Source organism: Mycobacterium sp. E3339, from assembly GCF_001666915.1.
In the GTDB taxonomy this organism is placed as follows: domain Bacteria; phylum Actinomycetota; class Actinomycetes; order Mycobacteriales; family Mycobacteriaceae; genus Mycobacterium.
In genome coordinates, this window is sequence record NZ_LZIZ01000076.1 from 12,553 (window position 1) to 30,062 (window position 17,510).

The window sequence follows — 17,510 nt, forward strand, 5'->3', positions numbered from 1 at the left end:
TTCGAATTACGTTTCGTCGCTTGCGCTTTCGGGCTCGGCCGCCTCGGCCTGTCCGTGCTTGCCGCCCTGGCGCGCCTTGTGCTGCGCCTGGTGTTCCATGGCGATCGCCATCTCGACCGCCCCGGGGATGCGGTGGAAACCCTTGCGGTCGTACAGGTGGGTGACGATGCCGCCCAGCAGCAGTCCGATGACCAGGCCCAGCGTCGTCATCAGGAGCGCCTGCGATATCCCGGTATCGGCGTGCGCCTTGAAGTACAGCAGCGAGCGGGTGCCCAGGAAGACCTGGTGCATGGGCTCGAATTCGGCCAGCCAGCGGAAGAAGGGCGGCGTCGCCTCCAGCGGCACGGTGGCCCCGGCCGAGGGCAACCCGAGGATCACGAAGATCAGCATGCTGACCAGCAGCCCGCCCGTGCCCAGCACCGAGAGCAACGAACTGGACGTGATCCCCACCGCGGCGATCGCGAAGGCGCCGAACGCCCAGAGTTGCCAGCCGAGGTCGATCGGCATGCCGAGCCCGTGCGCGATCGCCAGGTAGACCGCGGACGTGAGCAGCCCCAGCAGGACCATGATGGCCCACTTGAGCAGCAGCGTCTGGAAGCGCGAGATTCGCACCTGCTCGGCGAAGCGATACACCGGCCCGAATTCGGCCGGAACGTAGCCAAGCAACGCGTCGACGAGGGTGCTGACCACGATGCTGCCGGTGAACCCCGCGAGCAGGAGCAGCAGCGCGTAGTAGAAGGCCGACAGCCCGTTGCCGGTGCCGTTGGGCAGCGGGCTGTACACGGTCGACTCGATCTCGATCGGCGTGGAAAGCCCCTCCTCCGCGGCCCCGGCGAGCGGGGCGCCGCCGGTCTGCGCCTTGACCTGTGCCAGAAGCCGTTCGCCCACTTCACCATTCGCCTGGCCCATCGCCATGTTGAGCGTCTGGGCGGCGATGCTGGAGCCGAGCGTGCCGGCCCGCGGGTTGGTCGAAATGGTGATCACGGGCCGTTCGGCGGGTCCGGGCTGCACCGCGCTGGCGCCCAGATCGCGCAGCTTCGACGAGAAGCTCGGCGGTATCAGCACCGAGCCGTACACATGGCCCGTGTCGAGCTGATGCTTGGCGGCGTCGCGTGTGAGCACGCGGACGTCAAACTGGTTCTTGTCCAGGCCGTTGACCAATCGACCGGTCAGTTCCGCGCCCGCCGGCCCCGCATCCTCGTTCACCACGGCGATGGGGAAGTGCCGCAGGTTGGTCATCGGGTTCAAGATGCCGCCGAGATAGAGCGCGCACAACGCCGACATCAGGGCCAGCGTGATGATCAGGGGCGCCGCCCAGAACCGCACGGTCCGGACCGCCTTGATGTTCCGGTTCGGGTTGGGCGCCGCGTGCTGCGGCCGCGATTGAGACATGCCGGCTCCTGTCTGTCACGCACACTCTATGGGCTTGCGCCGCCCAGTTTCGCGTGCATCTCCCAGACCAACAGCTCCGACGACTCGGTCGCCGTGACCCGCGCGCCGCCGCCGTCGGTGAAGCGGACGGCATCGCCCTCGCGCAGCGCGCCGGCGCCCTCGCACTGGACCTCGCCCCGGGTGACGAATAGGTGCAGGAAGGGCGCGTCGGGCAGGCCGACCGCGTCGCCGGCCCCCAGCCGCGTGGCGTGCAGCGCGGCCTTGCGGTTGTGCAGGGCGATCGCCCCGTCGCGGTCGGCGATCCCCGAGGCGATCGTCACCAGCGTGCCGTCCAGCGCCCTGGCGTCGATCTGGTGCTGTTGGTAGCCCGGGCTGATGCCGGTCTCGTCGGGCACCACCCACATCTGTACGAAATGCACTGGCTCCGTGGACGAGTCGTTCTTCTCGGAGTGCAGGATCCCGCTGCCCGCCGACATGCGCTGGGCCAGGCCCGGATAGATCACGCCGCGATTGCCGATGGAGTCCTGATGCGCCAGTTGACCGCGCAGCACCCACGTGACGATTTCCATGTCGCGGTGCGGGTGGGTGTCGAAACCGGTTCCGGGCGCCACGATGTCGTCGTTGTTCACCAGCAGCAGTCCGTGGTGGGTGTTGAGAGGATCGTAGTGGTCGCCGAACGAGAACGAGTGCCGCGACGTCAGCCACGGCGTCCTGGTGACGGCCCGCGTCGCCGCACGCCGGACTTCCGCGTGGGCAGACATGCGTTCAGCCTAATCGGGGGTCAGGCCACCGTCGCGGCGAGCAGCCCCTGCGCGTGCCGAAGCGCGGCGTCGAGCTCCGGTAGGGTCAGCGCGTCCGAGCGCCCGAGGTGGATCTCGATCTGGTACTCGGGCTGGCCGTCCGGCCCGAAGATGGGCAGCACCACGAATTCGGCTGCGGCCAAACCGGTTTCGAGCTCAGCGGTGACCGACTGCAGCGTGACCATCGTCATCAGGGTGGTGAGCTGGCGGGTGACGCGCGCCGTGGGCTCCAGGGAGGCCAGCACCTCCGCCAGCCGGTTGTGCAGCGACTGGTGCGTGTCGTCGAACCGCCACGCGCCGTACCCGCGCTCGCGGATGTCGGCGAGCACCCGCTGGTGCTCCGCGATTTCCGCCCGGGTCAGCCGCGGGATCACCCCGTGCAGCCAGGCCCGGACGAAATCGTCGTCGCGCCAGGCCATCGCGACCAATCCGAACGGCGGGTCGATGGGGAAGCGCTGACCGACGGCGCGGCCGCCGTCGGTTCCGTGGCCGACCGCGTCGACGGTGGTCAGGTGCCGGCCGCCGATCTTCGACATCGAGCACCCCGCGCCGAGCGTCTCGTGCAGGAATTGCAGCGCATCGCGCCCCCGGTCCAGCAGCGGGAACTGCACCCGCAGCCCGTGTACCAGCCCGAACAGCCCGCTGCCCAACACGTAGCGGCGATCTTCGCGGCGGGACACCCAGGCGCGCCCCTCGAGCTCGGCGAGCACCAGGGCGCAGGTGGAGGTGCTGATCGCGCAGCGCTTCGCCAGCTCGGCCGAGGTCAGTCCCGCACGGGAATCCGCAAGGGCGGCAAGCACATCCATCACGCGACCGGTGGGTGGCGATTTGCCGGTTGACGTATCGATATCCAGCTCCCTACGATCCGTCCAAATTATAACTATATACGTCCTAATATTAGGAGACATCAAGTCGTGATCAAGGTGGGAGTGTGGGGGCCGGGTTCGATGGGGGTGATCGCCCTGCGCGGCATCATCGACCACCCGGAACTGCAGCTGGTCGATCTGGTGGTGCACAGCGACGCCAAGGCGGGGCGCGACGCGGGTGAGCTGTGCGGCATCGCGCCGGTCGGGGTGGCGGCCACCCAGGACCCGGCGGCGCTGCTCGCGGGGGACGCCGACGCGGTGGTGTACGCCGCCGGGGCCAACCTGCGGCCGCTGGAGGCCGTCGAGGACATGGCCGCCATCCTGCGGGCCGGCAAGAACGTGGTGTCGTGCTCGGTGGTGCCGCTGGTGTTTCCCGACGGCTTGGGCCCGGCGGGTGCGACGCTCACCGACCCGCTGCGACGGGCCGCGCTCGACGGCGGTGCGTCGTTCTTCACCACGGGCATAGACTCCGGATTCGCCAATGACGTTCTGCCGCTGGCGCTTACCGGGGTATCGCGGGTCATCGACTCGGTGCGGGTGACCGAGATGTTCAACTACGCCACCTACCCGGACCGGGCCGCGGTCTACGAGATCCTCGGGTTCGGCAAGCCGCCGGAATACCAGGCGTTCGCCGCCCAGCCGGGAATGTTCACGTTCGGGTGGGGGCCCGTGCTGCATCAGCTGGCCGCGGGCCTCGGCGTGGTGATCGACGAGATCGAGGAAACCAACGAGCGGCTGCCCGCCGAGGAGTCGTTCGACACTCCGACCGGTCACATCGCCGCCGGGACGATCGCGGCCATGCGCTCCACGCTGACCGGATACGTCGGCGGCAAGCCGACTTTCGTCCTCGACCACGTCACCCGCATGCGCGACGACATCGCGCCCGACTGGCCGCAGCCGAACATCTCGATCCCGCCCAAGGACCTGGGCTACGGGCCGGCCTCCGGCCGCGGCCTCTATCGGGTGGAGATCGAGGGATCGCCAAGCGTGCGGTGCGAATTCGAGATGGCCGAGGACCACGACCACGACCTGGGCGCGCGCATCGCGGGCGCCTCGCGAATGGTCAACGCGATCCCGGCGGTGTGCGCGGCACCGCCGGGGCTGCTCTGCGCGCTGGACCTGCCGCTGATCCCGGGCAGGGGTCTGGTCCGCCCGGTGCCCGGTCCGCCGCCGGACAGTCGCCTGTTCTAGGGCCGGCCGTCGGGGTACGTCGCGGCGGCGAGTTCCAGGATCTCGGCCCGGTCGGCCGGCAGGATGAAGCCCGATTTGATCGACGCGTCGAGCGCGGCGGCGAAGCGCTCCAGATACTCGGCGGCGCCGCCCGGATACAGCCGGTCCAGCGTGGCGGTGTCGAAAGGTTCGCCGGACCCGAAGATCGCGGCCATGATGCTCTCGTCCGCGGTGACGCCCGACGTCCGGGCGATCGGTACGTCGACCCAGGGCGTCCGGATGCCGCCCCGGGCAAGGCCGTTGGCGTCCAGCAGCAACTGCACGGGTTCGGTCTCGCGCACGTCGATCGGCGACGCCGCCGGCGCCGGCTCGCCGGTGCGGACCCAGCCCTCGAGCGCGGCGATCGACGCCTGCACCACATAGTGGTGTTGGGGGGCGAAGTTGATGTTGTGCGAAAGCTGTTGGCCCATCAGCATCTTGGTGGGCGCGTAGGCGGCGACGATGTCGGCGATCGGCGCCGCCCCGGAGTCGATCGGCGCCACCTGGATCGTGTAGTTGTCGGCATGAGCGGCGCCGGGTATCTCCCAGACCCGTAACCGCGCGTTATCGGGTTGCCGGGCCAGGTAATAACCCAGCGGCACGTGCCCGACGAGGTCGGTCTCGGTGATGATGGTGATCAGCGGGACGCGCAGGTCCGGCCGAAACTTCACCGCCTGCTGCCAACCGCTGGACGCCTCCATGCCCTCGATCAACGACCCGCCGTCCAGCGGGGCGGCCGGCCCGAACCGCGAATGCACGAGGAAGCCGTCGTAGACCCGGGCGAGCGGGTCGACGGCATTGACGTAGGTGGTGAGGAACATCGCCGATTGTGACTCGCCGATGCCGACGACCCGTTGGGGGCGCAGCCCGCCCAGCACGGCCCCGTCCCGGGACAGGCCGCCGGTCTGCGAGAAGATGTCGAAGGCGAAGGCGTCGCCCGGATGCTTGAGGCTCGCGTAGCGCGCCGGGTCCTGGGTCTTGAGCGACATGTCCATCCCGAGCAGGCTCGCGCCGCCGTCGACGCCGACCTTCTGCGCCGAGACGGCGACGTAGGCGTAACCGGAGCGGACGATTTCGCGGTGCGCCATCATCCACACGGCCGGCGCGTCGATGCCGCCGCTGACGTTGAGCCATTCGACCAGCACCGTGCCGTTGAACCGTGCCGGGTCAGTGGGCGTCAGCACCACGATGCGCGTGGTGTAATCGGCGGTGCCCGAGGGCTTTACGTCCCATCGGCCATCGGGACCCAACGGGCCTTGGGGGGCGTAGGACGAGGCCGTGCCGGTTACGAAGAACTCCTCGGCGCGGTAGCCGACGTCGCCGATGTCGAAGGCGCCCAACAGCAGCAGCGCCTTTCCCGGCACCGGCGTGACGTCGAGCGGCTCGGTCACAGCGCCTCCGGCAGCCCGAACTTCGCGAACAACCGCTCGTCGAGGAACGCCACCACGTGCGACACCCCGTCGTCGCGCACGTCGAGCACGTGCAACTGGAAGGGCACGTGCCGATCACCGGCACGCATGTACATGGCCGCGCCCGGCTGGCCGTTGGCGAGCACCGGCACCAGGCGCATGTCGCCGGCGGACTCGGCGGGGCAGTGCTGATGGATGAGGGTGACGATGTCGCGCGCACCCCGGTACCAGCCGGTGTAGGGCGGCATCTCCCAGATCGCCTCGGCGGTGAACAGCTCCACCAGCCGGTCGATGTCGTAGCTCTCGAAGGCGGCGATGTAACGGTCCAGCAGGTCCTGCACCTCCGGCGAATCCGGCGGCGTCAGGCGTTCGCTGGAGCTGGGACCGATGGCGTCCAGCTGTGAGCGGGCTCGCTGCAGCAGGCTGTTGACCGCGGTCGTGGTGGTGCCGATCGCTTCGGCCACCTCGGCGGCCTTCCACTGCAGCACGTCGCGCAGCAGCAGCACCGCCCGCTGCCGGGGTGAAAGGTGTTGCAGCGCGGCCACAAACGCCAGCCGGATCGACTCACGCGACCCGACGATGACCGACGGGTCGGCCGGGTCGTTCGTCAGGTCCGGGATGGGCTCCAGCCAGGGCACCTCGCGGAGCTCCGCCAGCTCGGCGGTCGGGTCGGAGCTGGGGGCGCCCAGGCCGGTCGGCAACGGCCGGCGCTGCCGGCCCTCCAGCGCGCTCAGGCAGGTGTTGGTGGCGATGCGGTGCAGCCACGTCCGCATCGCCGACTTGCCCTCGAAGCGGTCGTAGGCCTTCCACGCCCGCAGCAACGTTTCCTGAACCAGATCCTCCGCGTCGTGCAGCGACCCGGTCATCCGGTAGCAATGGGCGAGCAATTCGCGACGGTACGGCTCGGCATGCGCCGAGAAGTCCCCGCCGACCTCGCCAAGATCGGAGTTTGCGGCGTTTTGTGCGAGTAGCCCCACGATGACAGAGCCTACGACAGTGTCTGGCGGGGCGACCTGCGCCGGGAGCCATTACGCTGCGCGTAATGACTAGGACCGTGCAGTGAACCGATCCGAACGAAACTTCGACGGATTCGGTGGCGTGCGCATCGTTTACGACGTCTGGACGCCGGACACCGCGCCGCGGGCGGTGGTGGTGCTGTCGCACGGTCTGGGCGAATACGCCCGCCGGTACGACCATGTCGCGCAATGTTTCGGTGCGGCGGGCCTGGCCACCTACGCGCTGGACCATCGCGGGCACGGCCGTTCCGGCGGCAAGCGGGTCCTGGTGCGCGACATCTCCGAGTACACCGCCGACTTCGACAGCCTGGTCCGGATCGCCACCCGGGAGCATCCCGGCCTGAAGTGCATCGTGCTGGGGCACAGCATGGGCGGTGGCATCGTGTTCGCGTACGGCGTCGAACGCCCCGACAACTACGACCTGATGGTCCTGTCCGGCCCCGCGGTGGCGGCCCAGGAGCAGGTGTCACCGCTGATGGTGCTGGCCGCCCGGGTGCTCGGCGCTCTCGTGCCGGGCCTGCCGGTGCAGGAACTGGACGTCGACGCCATCTCCCGGGACCCCGCGGTGGTGGCGGCCTACAAGAGCGACCCGCTCGTCTACCACGGGAAGGTTCCGGCCGGCATCGGCCGGGCCCTCCTGCAGGTCGGCGAGACCATGCCGCAACGCGCGGCGGCGCTGACCGCGCCGCTGCTGGTGGTGCACGGCTCCGAGGACCGGCTGATCCCGGTCGCGGGCAGCCGGCGCCTGGTCGAGTGCGTGGGCTCGACCGACGTCGAGTTGAAGGTCTACCCCGGGCTTTACCACGAGGTGTTCAACGAGCCGGAGCGCGACCAGGTGCTGGGCGACGTCGTCTCGTGGATCACCGCGCGGCTCTGAGGCCGGGTGTCGGATCGCTCCCGTAGGTTGGCGCGTATGCGCGCCGACGACGATGCAGTGGGGGTACCGCCCGCTTGCGGGGGACGGAGCGATGAGGAGGAGTGGCGCATATGAGTGACGACAAGATGCTGGCCCGCATCGCGGCACTGTTGCGTCAGGCCGAAGGCACCGACAACCCGCACGAGGCGGACGCGTTCATGAGCGCCGCGCAGCGGTTGGCCACGGCGGCCTCGATCGACCTGGCGGTGGCGCGGTCGCACTCGGCCAACCGTTCGGCGGCGCAGGCGCCCACCCAGCGGACCATCACGATCGGCAACGCGGGCACCAAGGGGCTGCGGACGTATGTGCAGCTGTTCGTGTTGATCGCCATGGCCAACGACGTGCGCTGTGACGTGGCGTCGAATTCGACGTTCGTCTACGCCTACGGGTTCGCCGAGGACATCGACGCCACCCACGCGCTGTACGCCGGCCTGGTGGTCCAGATGGTGCGGGCGTCGGACGCCTACCTCGCGTCGGGCGCCCACCGGCCGACGCCGACCATCACCGCGCGGCTGAACTTTCAGCTGGCCTTCGGGGCGCGCGTGGGGCAGCGGCTGGCCGAGGCCCGCGAGGAGGCCCGCCGCGAGGCGACCAAGGACCGCCGCCGCCCGCCGGGCACGGCTATTGCGTTGCGGGACAAGGACCTCGAGCTGCACGACTACTACCGCAGCGCGTCGAAGGCGCGCGGCACCTATCAGGTGAGCCGGGCGACGGCCGGCTATTCGTCGGCGGCGCGGCGCGCGGGGGACAGGGCCGGCCGGCGGGCGCGGCTGGGCAACAGCCCGGAGCTGCCGGGCGCTCGTACCCCGCTGGGCCGGTGAGCAAGCGGGACTCGCAGCGAGCCAAGGTTTACGCGGCCGAGGAGTTCGTCCGGACGCTGTTCGACCGTGCCGCCGAGCACGGCTCACCCGCCGTGGACTTCTTCGGCGCCCAGCTCACCCTGCCGCCGGAGGGTCGATTCGGCTCGGTTTCGGCGGCGCAGCGCTATGTTGACGAGGTGCTTGCGTTGCCGGCGGTGCGCCGGCGTTGGCCCTCCGTCGCGCCGCTGCGGGTGCGCCCGCGCCGGGCCGCCACCGCGGCGCACTACGAATCCCGCGACGGCGCAGGCGTTATCGCCGTCCCCGATCGGGACACCGCCGACTGGGCGCTGCGCGAACTGGTGGTGCTGCACGAGGTCGCGCACCACCTGTGCCAGGCCGAGCCGCCGCATGGCCCGCAGTTCGTCGCGACGTTCTGTGAGCTGGCGGAGCTGGTGATGGGTCCCGAGCTCGGGCACGTGCTGCGGGTGGTGTACGCGAAAGAGGGTGTGCGATGACGTCTTTCGGCGACGCCGACGCCCGGGCGCGCGAGGTCGAAGCGGCGCTGACCGACGACGAACGCTTCTCGCTGCTGGTCGGCGTGATGGGCGCCGGCGAGATGTGGCCGGTACGCGACGAACGCATCCCGCCGAACGTGCCGATGAGCGCGGCCTACGTCCCGGGCGTTCCCCGGCTCGGCATCCCGGCGCTGCTGATGAGCGACGCCGGCCTGGGCGTGAGCAACCCCGGCTACCGCCCGGGTGACACCGCCACCGCGCTGCCCGCGAGCCTCGCCCTGGCCGCCGGCTTCGACCCGTCGCTCGCCCGCGCCGCGGGGGAGGTGATCGGCCGGGAAGCCCGCAGCCGCGGGTTCAACGTGCAGCTCGCCGGCGCGATGAACCTCGCGCGCGACCCGCGCAACGGCCGCAACTTCGAATACCTTTCGGAAGACCCGCTTTTGACCGCGACGATCGTCGCCGAGTCCATCGACGGCATCCAGCGGCAAGGCGTCATCTCGACGGTCAAGCACTTCTCGCTGAACTGCAACGAGACCAACCGGCATTGGCTGGACGCGGTGATCGATCCCGACGCGCACCGCGAATCCGACCTACTGGCCTTCGAAATGGCCATCGAGCGCGCGCAGCCGGGCGCCGTGATGACGGCCTACAACAAGGTCAACGGCGCCTACGCTGCCGCGAACGACGTCCTGATCAACCGGGTGCTCAAGGGCGCCTGGGGATATCGCGGCTGGGTGATGTCCGACTGGGGCGCGACGCCGTCCTGGGAGTGCGCGCTGGCCGGCCTCGACCAGGAATGCGGGGCGCAGATCGACGCGCTGCTGTGGCAGTCGGAGACCTTCGGCGAGCCCCTGCGGGCCGCCCATGCCGACGGCAGGCTGACCGGCGACCGGCTCTCGGACATGGTCCGCCGGATCCTGCGGTCGATGTTCGCCGTCGGGATCGACCGGGCCGACGCCGCGCCCGAGCCGGACATGGTCGCGCACAACGACATTGCGTTGCAAGCCGCCCGGCAAGGGATCGTGCTGCTGACCAACCGCGGGATGCTGCCGCTGGCGCCGGAGTCGACCGCCCGGATCGCCGTCATCGGCGGATACGCGCACGTCGGGGTGCCGGCCGGCTTCGGCTCGAGCGCGGTCGTCCCGCCCGGCGGCTACGCCGCCGTGATACCGATCGGCGGCTCGGGGCTGGAGGCCGGGATACGCAAGCTGCACCTGTTGCCGTCGAGCCCGCTGGACGAACTGCGGAAGCAATTCCCGCACGCGCAAATCGAATTCGACCCCGGGGTAACCCCCGCGGAGGCGGTGCTGGCCGCGCGGCGCGCCGACGTCGTCATCGTGTTCGCGATCCGCGCCGAAGGCGAAGGCTTCGACATCGCCGACCTGTCGCTGCCGTGGGGCCAGGACGATCTGATCACCGCCGTGGCAGGCGCCAACCCCGACACCATTGTGGTGCTCGAAACCGGCAATCCGGTGGCGATGCCGTGGCGGGATTCGGTGCGGGCCATTGTGCAGGCGTGGTACCCGGGACAGGCCGGCGGCCAAGCCATCGCGGAAGTCCTTGCCGGCCGGGTCAATCCGTCGGGCCGGTTGCCGATCACCTTTCCGGTCGATCTGGCCCAGACGCCGCGACCGGAGCTGCCGGGCCTGGGCGCACCATGGGGGACGCCGACCACGATCGAGTACGCCGAGGGATCCGATGTCGGCTACCGGTGGTTCGCCGCCACCGGCCAAACCCCGATGTTCGCCTTCGGACATGGGTTGTCCTACAGCGCTTTTGAATACCGCGACCTGGAAGTCGGCGGCGGGCAAACGGTGACCGCCAGCTTCGGTGTCACCAACGTCGGCGATCGCGCCGGGGCCGACGTCCCGCAGCTGTATGTGACCGGCACCCCCGACGGCCGGTGCCTGCGATTGCTGGGATTCGAGCGGGTCGAGCTCGACCCGGGCGCCACCCGCCGCGTGAGGATCGAGGCCGACCCGCGGTTGCTCGCCCGCTACGACGGCCGCGGGGGAAGCTGGCGCATCGGCGCGGGCGAATACCGGGTGGCGGTCGGGACGTCGGCGGTCACGCCGCGGCTGACCGCGACGGTCGAACTCGCCGGCCGAGCCTTCGGGCACTGATCCCGCGGGCTGCGGCCGCCGGCCGCATCGAGTGTGCGTTCACGGTTTTGGTGTGCGCTTCAAGGCGGGGTTCCCGGCGCGTCGCCGCCCTGGACGCACACTCGACGCGGGCCTAAAGCGCGCGGACTACTTGACCGGGGTCAGCGCGTCGCCGCAGGTGCAGCGGTACGGCTCACCCGAACCGGAGCAGTGGCAGGGCACCTCGATCCGGACGCGGCACCCGCAGCCCTCGTGGCCACAGGTCAGTTCGGTGCCTGCTTCGTAATTTGCCATGTCATTCACCCTTTTCTTTGTCGTGGACTCTTGCGGCTGTGATCGACCACAGCGCTCACTATATACCCCCCATGGGTATGTGCAACTGGTCGTGGCCGTTCCGAGACCGCCGCGACTAGCGTTGGTGGCATGACCCGGGAACCCACCCCCCAAGACGTCGACGAGTTTCTGAACGCCACCCTGGTCGGCGACGACCCGGCCCTGAGCGCCGCGCTGGAGGCCAGCGACGCGGCCGGGCTGCCGCAGATCGCGGTGTCGGCCCAGCAGGGCAAGTTTCTGGGCCTGCTGGCCGGTGCGATTCAGGCGCGGCGGATCCTCGAGATCGGCACGCTGGGCGCCTACAGCACCATCTGGCTGGCCCGCGGTGCGGGCCCGCAGGGCCGCGTGGTGACGCTGGAATACGAGCCCAGGCATGCCGAGGTGGCGCGGGCCAACCTGGAACGGGCGGGCGTGGCCGACCGGGTGGAGGTGATCGTCGGCCCGGCGCTGGACACCTTGCCGGCTCTCGACGGGGCCCCATTCGACTTGGTGTTCATCGACGCCGACAAAGAGAACTACGTCGCGTACCTCGAGTGGGCGGTCCGCCTGGCCCGCCCGGGCGCACTCATCGTGGCGGACAACGTCGTTCGGGAGGGGCGGATCCTGGAGCCGGACGGCAACGCCCAGGCGGCGGCGGTGCGGCGGACCCTGGAGCTGATGGGCGAGCACCCGCGGCTGGACACGGCCGTCATCCAAACGGTCGGGGCCAAGCGCTGGGACGGCTTTGCGCTCGCCTCGGTGCGCTAGCGCGGGCTGAGATCGGCGACCGCCCGGGCGGCGGAGGTGAGTTCGCCGATGCGAAGCGCGGTTTCGCCGGCGTAGAGCGCCGCGTGGTCGACCCAGGCGTCCGGCGTCGCGGCCAGCGGCGCGAGCGGCGTGAGTAACGGGCGGGCCGGCGACTGCAGGCGCATCAGTTTGGCGGCGTCGAAGTAGCCCAACACGGCCAGCGGGCGGCTCGCCGCGTTGATCGCCGCCGGCAAGGCCTTGGCCCGGCCGTCGTCCCGGCACCAGCGCCGCGTCGCGGCGTTGGGCAGCACCCGATGGCGCAGCGGCCAGCTCAACCCGAACAGGTTGGTCTCGATTGTCTTGTCCGCGTTGGCGACTCGCCGTTGGTACTCGCGGTTGGCGTTTGCCTCGTGCGTCATCAGGAACCGCGTCCCGGCGACGACCACGGCGGCGCCCGCCGTCAGGGCGGCGCGGGTGTCGGTGCCGGTGGCGATCCCGCCGGCGAGGAACACGGGCCGGTGACCGGCCGCGGCCAGTGCCTGCGGCAGAAAGTCGAGCGCCGGCATGGTTCCGACGAGGTGGCCGCCTGCCTCGCGGCCCTGGGCGATCAAACCGTCAGCGCCCCAACCGATTGCGGCGCTCGCCTGCGCCGCGCTGCCGACCATCACGAAGACGAAGATGCCGGCGTCGCGGAGGTGCTCGACCAGGCCCCGCTTCTCACCGAACGCCAGCACGGCGACATCGACTCCGGCGTCGACGCAGACCGCGACGTGCGCGCGATGCACGAAGGGCATCAACAGGTTCACTGCGACCGCGCGGCCCGGCGCGCGCTCCTGCACCTCGGCGATGCAGGCGCGCAGCTGGCGCGGCGTGGCCAGGCCGAGGGTGCCCAGGCCGCCCGCTTCGGCTACCGTGGCCGCGAGCGCCGCGCCCGCCAGGCCGCCGCCCATGCCCGCCTGCGCCACCGGGACGTCGATGCGCAGACGGTCCGCGATGTCCATGTCTTACGACGCTACGCGGCCGGTCTATCGGGCCCAGCGGGCGGTGCGGACCGCCCCGGATTTCGTTGCTGGCGCGCGCTCATCGCGCGTAATCTTGACGGCAGATGGATGGGTGCAGGTAGCCCAAAAGGCTTGCTGCATAACAGAAAGGTCACAAAATGAGTACAGTCCATTCATCAATCGATCACCACCCGGATTTGTTGGCTCTGCGCGCGAGCTATGACCGCGTGGCCGAGTCGATGAGTGCGCACGTCACCTTCGGCCTGGCCTTGTTGACGGGCCTGTACGTGGCGGCGTCGCCGTGGTTGGTGGGATTCGGCGCGACGGGATCGCTGGCCACCTCCGACCTGATCGTCGGGATCGCGGCGGCGTTCTTGGCGTACGGGTTCGCCACGGCGCTCGACCGCGCCCACGGCCTGACCTGGACGATGCCGGTGCTCGGTCTGTGGGTCGTCGTCTCGCTGTGGATCCTGCCGGGCGTTGCCCTCACCGCCGGCATGATGTGGTCGAACATCGTCGCGGGAGCGTTGATGACGGTGTTGGGCCTCAACGCCACCTACTTCGGCAGGCGCACCCGCGAGGCGGCCAGCCGCGCCTAGATCTCCCCAAATCCCTTGAGGTGGAAAGTGATCGGCGCTAGCCGCACACCGCGCCGATCGCCGCCGAGCTGACCAGCTTGACGTACTTGGCCAGTACGCCCGTCTTGTAGCGCGCCGGCGGGGGCGTGAAACCCTCACGCCGGGAGTCGAATTCGGCCGGATCGACCAGCACGTCGAGGACGCGGTTCGCGACGTCCAGGCGGATTCGGTCGCCGTCGCGCAGGAAGGCGATCGGCCCGGCGTCGACGGCCTCGGGTGCGATGTGGCCGACGCACAGGCCGGTCGTCCCGCCGGAGAAGCGGCCGTCGGTCAGCAGCAGCACGTCCTTGCCCAGGCCGGCGCCCTTGATCGCGCCGGTGATGGCGAGCATCTCGCGCATCCCGGGGCCGCCCTTGGGGCCCTCGTAGCGGATCACCACGGCGTCGCCCGCGGCGATCGTCCCGTCCTCGAGGGCGTCCAGCGCGGCACGCTCGCCGTCGAAAACCCTTGCCGTGCCCTCGAACACCTGCGAGTCGAAGCCGGCCGACTTGACCACCGCGCCCTCGGGAGCCAGCGACCCGCGCAGGATGGTGATGCCGCCGGTCGGGTGGATGGGATTGTCCAGGGCCCGCAGCACCTTGCCGTCCGGGTCGGGCGGGTCGATCGCGGCCAGGTTCTGGGCAACCGTCTGGCCCGTCACGGTCAGGCAGTCCCCGTGCAGCAGGCCCGCGTCCAGCAGCGCCTTCATCGCCACCGGCACGCCGCCGATCTGGTCGACGTGGGACATGACGTGGCGGCCGAACGGTTTCACGTCGGCCAGGTGGGGCACCTTGGACCCGATCCGGCTGAAGTCGTCGAGCGAGAGGTCGACGTCGGCCTCGTGCGCGATCGCCAGCAGGTGCAGCACGGCGTTGGTGGAGCCGCCGAAGGCCATCACCACCGCGATCGCGTTCTCGAAGGCCTCCTTGGTGAGGATGTCGCGGGCGGTGATGCCGCGGCGCAACAACTCGACGACGGCCTGGCCGCTGCGGCGGGCGAACCCGTCGCGGCGGTAATCGGTCGCCGGCGGCGCCGCGCTGCCGGGCAACGACATGCCGAGGGCCTCCGCGGCGCTGGCCATCGTGTTGGCGGTGTACATGCCGCCGCACGCGCCCTCGCTGGGACAGATCGCGCGCTCGATGGCGTCGACGTCCTCGCGGGACATCAACCCGCGCGCGCAGGCGCCCACCGCCTCGAACGCGTCGATGATGGTGACCTCGCGTTCGGTGCCGTCGGACAGCTTGGCCCGCCCGGGCAGGATGGATCCCGCGTAGAGGAACACCGCCGCCAGATCCAGGCGGGCGGCGGCCATCAGCATCCCGGGCAGGGACTTGTCGCAGCCGGCCAGCAGCACCGAGCCGTCCAGGCGTTCGGCCTGCATCACGGTCTCGACGCTGTCCGCGATGACCTCGCGCGAGACCAGCGAGAAGTGCATCCCCTCGTGGCCCATCGAGATGCCGTCGGAAACCGAGATCGTCCCGAACTCCAGCGGGTAACCGCCTGCCGCGAACACGCCTTCCTTGACCGCCTTGGCGAGCCGGTCCAGCGAAAGGTTGCAGGGGGTGATCTCGTTCCACGACGACGCCACCCCGATCTGCGGCTTGGCGAAGTCCTCGTCACCCATGCCTACCGCCCGCAACATGCCGCGGGCCGCGGCCTTCTCCAGGCCGTCGGTGACGTCACGACTGCGGGGTTTGATGTCGACCGTCGAAGTCGAATCGCTGGTGGGGGCCATTGCTCAAGTATGCGGGACCGCCATGACCAACCGAACGCGGGATACCCCGATGGGGTATAAGCTGGTGGGGTGACGACGGCACACGGATATTCGCAGGACAAGGACAACTACGCCAAGCGGCTGCGGCGCATCGAGGGCCAGGTGCGCGGGATCGCGCGGATGATCGAAGACGACAAGTACTGCATCGACGTGCTCACCCAGATCAGCGCCGTCAACAGCGCGCTGCGGTCGGTCGCCCTGAATTTGCTCGACGAGCACCTCAATCACTGCGTCACCCGGGCCGTGGCCGAGGGCGGTGACGACGCCGACCAGAAGCTCGCCGAGGCCTCCGCCGCGATCGCGCGCCTGGTTCGTTCCTGATCGGTGATCAAGTTGAGACCCGGCTTCCGGCCCTGACAAGGGGGGAGCCGTAGTTGCGGTCCGTACGGTAAGGCAGTGTGATCGCATTAGGCGCGACAACCCAAGAACTGGGTAGCCCGGCCGACACCGACTCCATGACTGCCGAAACCGCAACCGCCGCGCGAACGTGGACGCCACGGATCGCGGCGCAGCTGGCTGTGCTGGCCGCGGCGGCCTTCACCTACGTCACCGCCGAGATCCTGCCCGTCGGCGCCCTGCCGGCGATCGCCCGCAACCTGCACGTCAGCCTGGTCCTGGTGGGCACGCTGCTGTCCTGGTACGCGCTGGTGGCGGCCCTGACCACGATCCCGCTGGTGCGCTGGACCGCGCACCTGCCCCGCCGGCGGGTGCTGGTGGCGAGCCTGACCTGCCTGACCGTGTCGCAGCTGATCTCGGCGCTGGCGCCCAACTTCGGGGTGCTGGCCGCCGGGCGGGTGCTCTGCGCGATCACCCACGGGCTGCTGTGGTCGGTCATCGCCCCGATCGCGACGCGGCTGGTGCCGCCGAGCCACGCCGGCCGCGCGACGATGTCGATCTACGTCGGGACCAGCCTGGCGCTGGTCCTGGGTAGCCCGCTGACGGCGGCGATGAGCCTGATGTGGGGCTGGCGGCTGGCGGTGGTCTGCGTGACCGTGGCGGCCGCCCTCGTGACGGTGGCCGCCCGGGTGCTGCTGCCGGAGATGGTCCTGACCGCCGACCAGCTCATGTGCGTCGGCCCGCGGGCCCGCCATCACCGCAACCGCCGGCTGATCGTCGTCAGCGTCATCACCATGGTCGGCGTGACGGGGCATTTCGTCTCCTACACCTACATCGTGGAGATCATCCGCGAGGTCGTCGGCGTGCGCGGCCCGAACCTGGCCTGGGTGCTGGCCGCCTACGGCGCCGCGGGAGTGATCGCCGTCGGCCTGGTGGCGCGGCCGCTGGACCGCCGGCCGAAGGGGGCCATCATCGGTTGCATGGCCGGGTTGACGGCGGCGTTCGTCGTGCTGACCGCGCTGGCGCTCGGCGGCCGGCCCGCCGCGGCGGCGGCCCTGATCGGGACGGCCGCGATCGTGCTCTGGGGGGCGATGGCCACCGCCGTCTCGCCGATGATGCAGTCCGCGGCGATGCGCAGCGGGGCCGACGATCCCGACGGGGCGTCGGGCCTCTACGTGACGGCCTTCCAGGTGGGCATCATGGCGGGCGCGCTGGTGGGTGGGCTGCTGTACGAGCGCAGCGTGGTACTCATGCTGGCCGCGTCGGCCGGGTTGATGGCGGTCGCGCTGGTGGGCGCGGCGGCCAACCGACGGGCGCTGGACGTTGCGACGACAAGCTCACGGGATTCATAGCGGGCCAGCTCAGGCGGCGTAAATGCCCGCTTGAACGGCCGCCGCGCGGGCCTGAATTTGTTAGCTGGCGTGCCCCCTATGCCACACTGTGTCAGGAACTCGAGCGTGGAGGGATGCATATGTCGGGCTGGACGCGCGGGCGGCTGTTGGCCGCCCTGAACGCCGCCGGATTGGCTTCAGTCGTGGGTTTGTCCCTGGTGTTGAGCGCGGCTCCGGCGCTGGCGGACCCGGACCCGGCCCCGGCTGACCCGGGCGTCGTGGCCGCCCCGCCATCTATCTCTTCGACGACTCGTTCGGCGCGCTCGACGTGCACACCGACGCGCGAGTGCGCGCATCGCTCACGCGG

At 70.3% G+C, this 17,510-nt stretch carries 17 protein-coding genes and 2 pseudogenes; 11 read left to right on the top strand and 8 right to left on the bottom strand.

Annotated features, from left to right (window positions below; genetic code table 11):
* Positions 1–6 precede the first annotated feature (6 nt).
* From A5702_RS06660 to A5702_RS06670, 3 genes are read right to left on the bottom strand one after another with little or no spacing between them, the layout of a single operon-like run.
* Positions 7–1,392 carry a YhgE/Pip domain-containing protein gene (locus tag A5702_RS06660; RefSeq protein ID WP_068219281.1) on the bottom strand — a complete coding sequence of 462 codons (1,386 nt, stop codon included), beginning with the start codon at positions 1,390–1,392 and terminating at the stop codon, positions 7–9.
* Positions 1,393–1,418: 26 nt separating this feature from the next.
* Positions 1,419–2,153 (bottom strand): pirin-like bicupin family protein, encoded by a 735-nt coding sequence (locus A5702_RS06665; protein ID WP_068219282.1) that lies wholly within the window; start codon positions 2,151–2,153, stop codon positions 1,419–1,421.
* A gap of 20 nt (positions 2,154–2,173) precedes the next feature.
* Positions 2,174–2,998: a MarR family transcriptional regulator gene (locus tag A5702_RS06670; protein WP_068219309.1), complete on the bottom strand. Its 825-nt coding sequence runs from the start codon at positions 2,996–2,998 to the stop codon at positions 2,174–2,176.
* A 108-nt stretch (positions 2,999–3,106) separates the two neighbouring features.
* Between A5702_RS06670 and A5702_RS06675 the strand changes: the two genes are divergently transcribed.
* Entirely contained in the window at positions 3,107–4,249 is a 1,143-nt protein-coding gene (locus A5702_RS06675; protein WP_082955971.1) for a dihydrodipicolinate reductase, read from the top strand.
* On the opposite strand, the gene A5702_RS06680 is transcribed toward A5702_RS06675, so the two are convergent.
* On the bottom strand, positions 4,246–5,658 hold the full coding sequence (locus tag A5702_RS06680; protein ID WP_068219284.1) for an alpha/beta hydrolase domain-containing protein: 1,413 nt from the start codon (positions 5,656–5,658) through the stop codon (positions 4,246–4,248). The two genes, A5702_RS06675 and A5702_RS06680, sit on opposite strands and share 4 nt — an antisense overlap.
* A complete protein-coding gene (locus tag A5702_RS06685; protein ID WP_068219286.1) occupies positions 5,655–6,653 on the bottom strand; it encodes a sigma-70 family RNA polymerase sigma factor in 999 nt (332 codons plus the stop codon). The genes A5702_RS06680 and A5702_RS06685 overlap by 4 nt, the downstream gene beginning before the upstream one ends.
* A gap of 82 nt (positions 6,654–6,735) precedes the next feature.
* On the opposite strand from A5702_RS06685, the gene A5702_RS06690 reads away from it, so the two are divergent.
* From A5702_RS06690 to A5702_RS06705, 5 genes and pseudogenes are all read left to right on the top strand, one after another.
* Entirely contained in the window at positions 6,736–7,569 is an 834-nt protein-coding gene (locus A5702_RS06690; protein ID WP_055401135.1) for an alpha/beta hydrolase, read from the top strand.
* Between the two features lie 39 nt (positions 7,570–7,608).
* Positions 7,609–7,683: pseudogene (locus A5702_RS26895) on the top strand (16S rRNA (guanine(966)-N(2))-methyltransferase RsmD); the annotation flags it as partial.
* Positions 7,680–8,429, top strand: coding sequence for a DUF2786 domain-containing protein (locus tag A5702_RS06695; protein ID WP_067819508.1), 750 nt, complete (start codon positions 7,680–7,682; stop codon positions 8,427–8,429). The pseudogene A5702_RS26895 and the gene A5702_RS06695, both read left to right, overlap by 4 nt.
* Positions 8,426–8,923, top strand: a complete 498-nt coding sequence (locus A5702_RS06700; RefSeq protein ID WP_055401132.1) for a TIGR04338 family metallohydrolase — start codon at positions 8,426–8,428, stop codon at positions 8,921–8,923. The genes A5702_RS06695 and A5702_RS06700 overlap by 4 nt, the downstream gene beginning before the upstream one ends.
* Positions 8,920–11,046 (top strand): glycoside hydrolase family 3 protein, encoded by a 2,127-nt coding sequence (locus tag A5702_RS06705; protein WP_068219290.1) that lies wholly within the window; start codon positions 8,920–8,922, stop codon positions 11,044–11,046. The genes A5702_RS06700 and A5702_RS06705 overlap by 4 nt, the downstream gene beginning before the upstream one ends.
* Before the next feature lie 126 nt (positions 11,047–11,172).
* Here the strand turns inward: A5702_RS06705 and mymT are convergent, their stop codons facing one another.
* Positions 11,173–11,319 carry a metallothionein MymT gene (gene mymT / locus A5702_RS06710; protein WP_055401173.1) on the bottom strand — a complete coding sequence of 49 codons (147 nt, stop codon included), beginning with the start codon at positions 11,317–11,319 and terminating at the stop codon, positions 11,173–11,175.
* A gap of 129 nt (positions 11,320–11,448) precedes the next feature.
* On the opposite strand from mymT, the gene A5702_RS06715 reads away from it, so the two are divergent.
* Positions 11,449–12,105, top strand: coding sequence for an O-methyltransferase (locus tag A5702_RS06715; RefSeq protein WP_068219292.1), 657 nt, complete (start codon positions 11,449–11,451; stop codon positions 12,103–12,105).
* Here A5702_RS06715 and A5702_RS06720 read toward each other — a convergent pair.
* On the bottom strand, positions 12,102–13,085 hold the full coding sequence (locus A5702_RS06720) for a nitronate monooxygenase (RefSeq protein ID WP_068219294.1): 984 nt from the start codon (positions 13,083–13,085) through the stop codon (positions 12,102–12,104). The genes A5702_RS06715 and A5702_RS06720 overlap by 4 nt on opposite strands.
* Before the next feature lie 158 nt (positions 13,086–13,243).
* On the opposite strand from A5702_RS06720, the gene A5702_RS06725 reads away from it, so the two are divergent.
* Positions 13,244–13,684: an SPW repeat protein gene (locus A5702_RS06725; RefSeq protein WP_068219303.1), complete on the top strand. Its 441-nt coding sequence runs from the start codon at positions 13,244–13,246 to the stop codon at positions 13,682–13,684.
* Between the two features lie 37 nt (positions 13,685–13,721).
* Here A5702_RS06725 and ilvD read toward each other — a convergent pair whose 3' ends face one another.
* Complete coding sequence (gene ilvD / locus A5702_RS06730; protein ID WP_068219306.1) at positions 13,722–15,437, bottom strand: dihydroxy-acid dehydratase; 1,716 nt, start codon at positions 15,435–15,437, stop codon at positions 13,722–13,724.
* A 69-nt stretch (positions 15,438–15,506) separates the two neighbouring features.
* Between ilvD and A5702_RS06735 the strand changes: the two genes are divergently transcribed.
* From A5702_RS06735 to A5702_RS27230, 3 genes and pseudogenes are all read left to right on the top strand, one after another.
* Complete coding sequence (locus A5702_RS06735) at positions 15,507–15,797, top strand: metal-sensitive transcriptional regulator (protein ID WP_055401119.1); 291 nt, start codon at positions 15,507–15,509, stop codon at positions 15,795–15,797.
* Between the two features lie 134 nt (positions 15,798–15,931).
* Positions 15,932–17,164, top strand: coding sequence for an MFS transporter (locus A5702_RS06740; RefSeq protein ID WP_068219308.1), 1,233 nt, complete (start codon positions 15,932–15,934; stop codon positions 17,162–17,164).
* A 262-nt stretch (positions 17,165–17,426) separates the two neighbouring features.
* A pseudogene (locus A5702_RS27230) lies at positions 17,427–17,510 on the top strand (hypothetical protein); the annotation flags it as partial.

What these genes read in the sequence shown, in the direction of transcription:
- A5702_RS06715 (WP_068219292.1), top strand. Translation starts at nt 11,449, where the DNA reads ATGACCCGGGAACCCACCCCCCAAGACGTCGACGAGTTTCTGAACGCC.
- ilvD (WP_068219306.1), bottom strand. Translation starts at nt 15,437, where the DNA reads ATGGCCCCCACCAGCGATTCGACTTCGACGGTCGACATCAAACCCCGC.
- A5702_RS06740 (WP_068219308.1), top strand. Translation starts at nt 15,932, where the DNA reads ATGACTGCCGAAACCGCAACCGCCGCGCGAACGTGGACGCCACGGATC.
- A5702_RS06660 (WP_068219281.1), bottom strand. Translation starts at nt 1,392, where the DNA reads ATGTCTCAATCGCGGCCGCAGCACGCGGCGCCCAACCCGAACCGGAAC.
- A5702_RS06670 (WP_068219309.1), bottom strand. Translation starts at nt 2,998, where the DNA reads ATGGATGTGCTTGCCGCCCTTGCGGATTCCCGTGCGGGACTGACCTCG.
- mymT (WP_055401173.1), bottom strand. Translation starts at nt 11,319, where the DNA reads ATGGCAAATTACGAAGCAGGCACCGAACTGACCTGTGGCCACGAGGGC.
- A5702_RS06695 (WP_067819508.1), top strand. Translation starts at nt 7,680, where the DNA reads ATGAGTGACGACAAGATGCTGGCCCGCATCGCGGCACTGTTGCGTCAG.
- A5702_RS06665 (WP_068219282.1), bottom strand. Translation starts at nt 2,153, where the DNA reads ATGTCTGCCCACGCGGAAGTCCGGCGTGCGGCGACGCGGGCCGTCACC.
- A5702_RS06725 (WP_068219303.1), top strand. Translation starts at nt 13,244, where the DNA reads ATGAGTACAGTCCATTCATCAATCGATCACCACCCGGATTTGTTGGCT.
- A5702_RS06720 (WP_068219294.1), bottom strand. Translation starts at nt 13,085, where the DNA reads ATGGACATCGCGGACCGTCTGCGCATCGACGTCCCGGTGGCGCAGGCG.
- A5702_RS06705 (WP_068219290.1), top strand. Translation starts at nt 8,920, where the DNA reads ATGACGTCTTTCGGCGACGCCGACGCCCGGGCGCGCGAGGTCGAAGCG.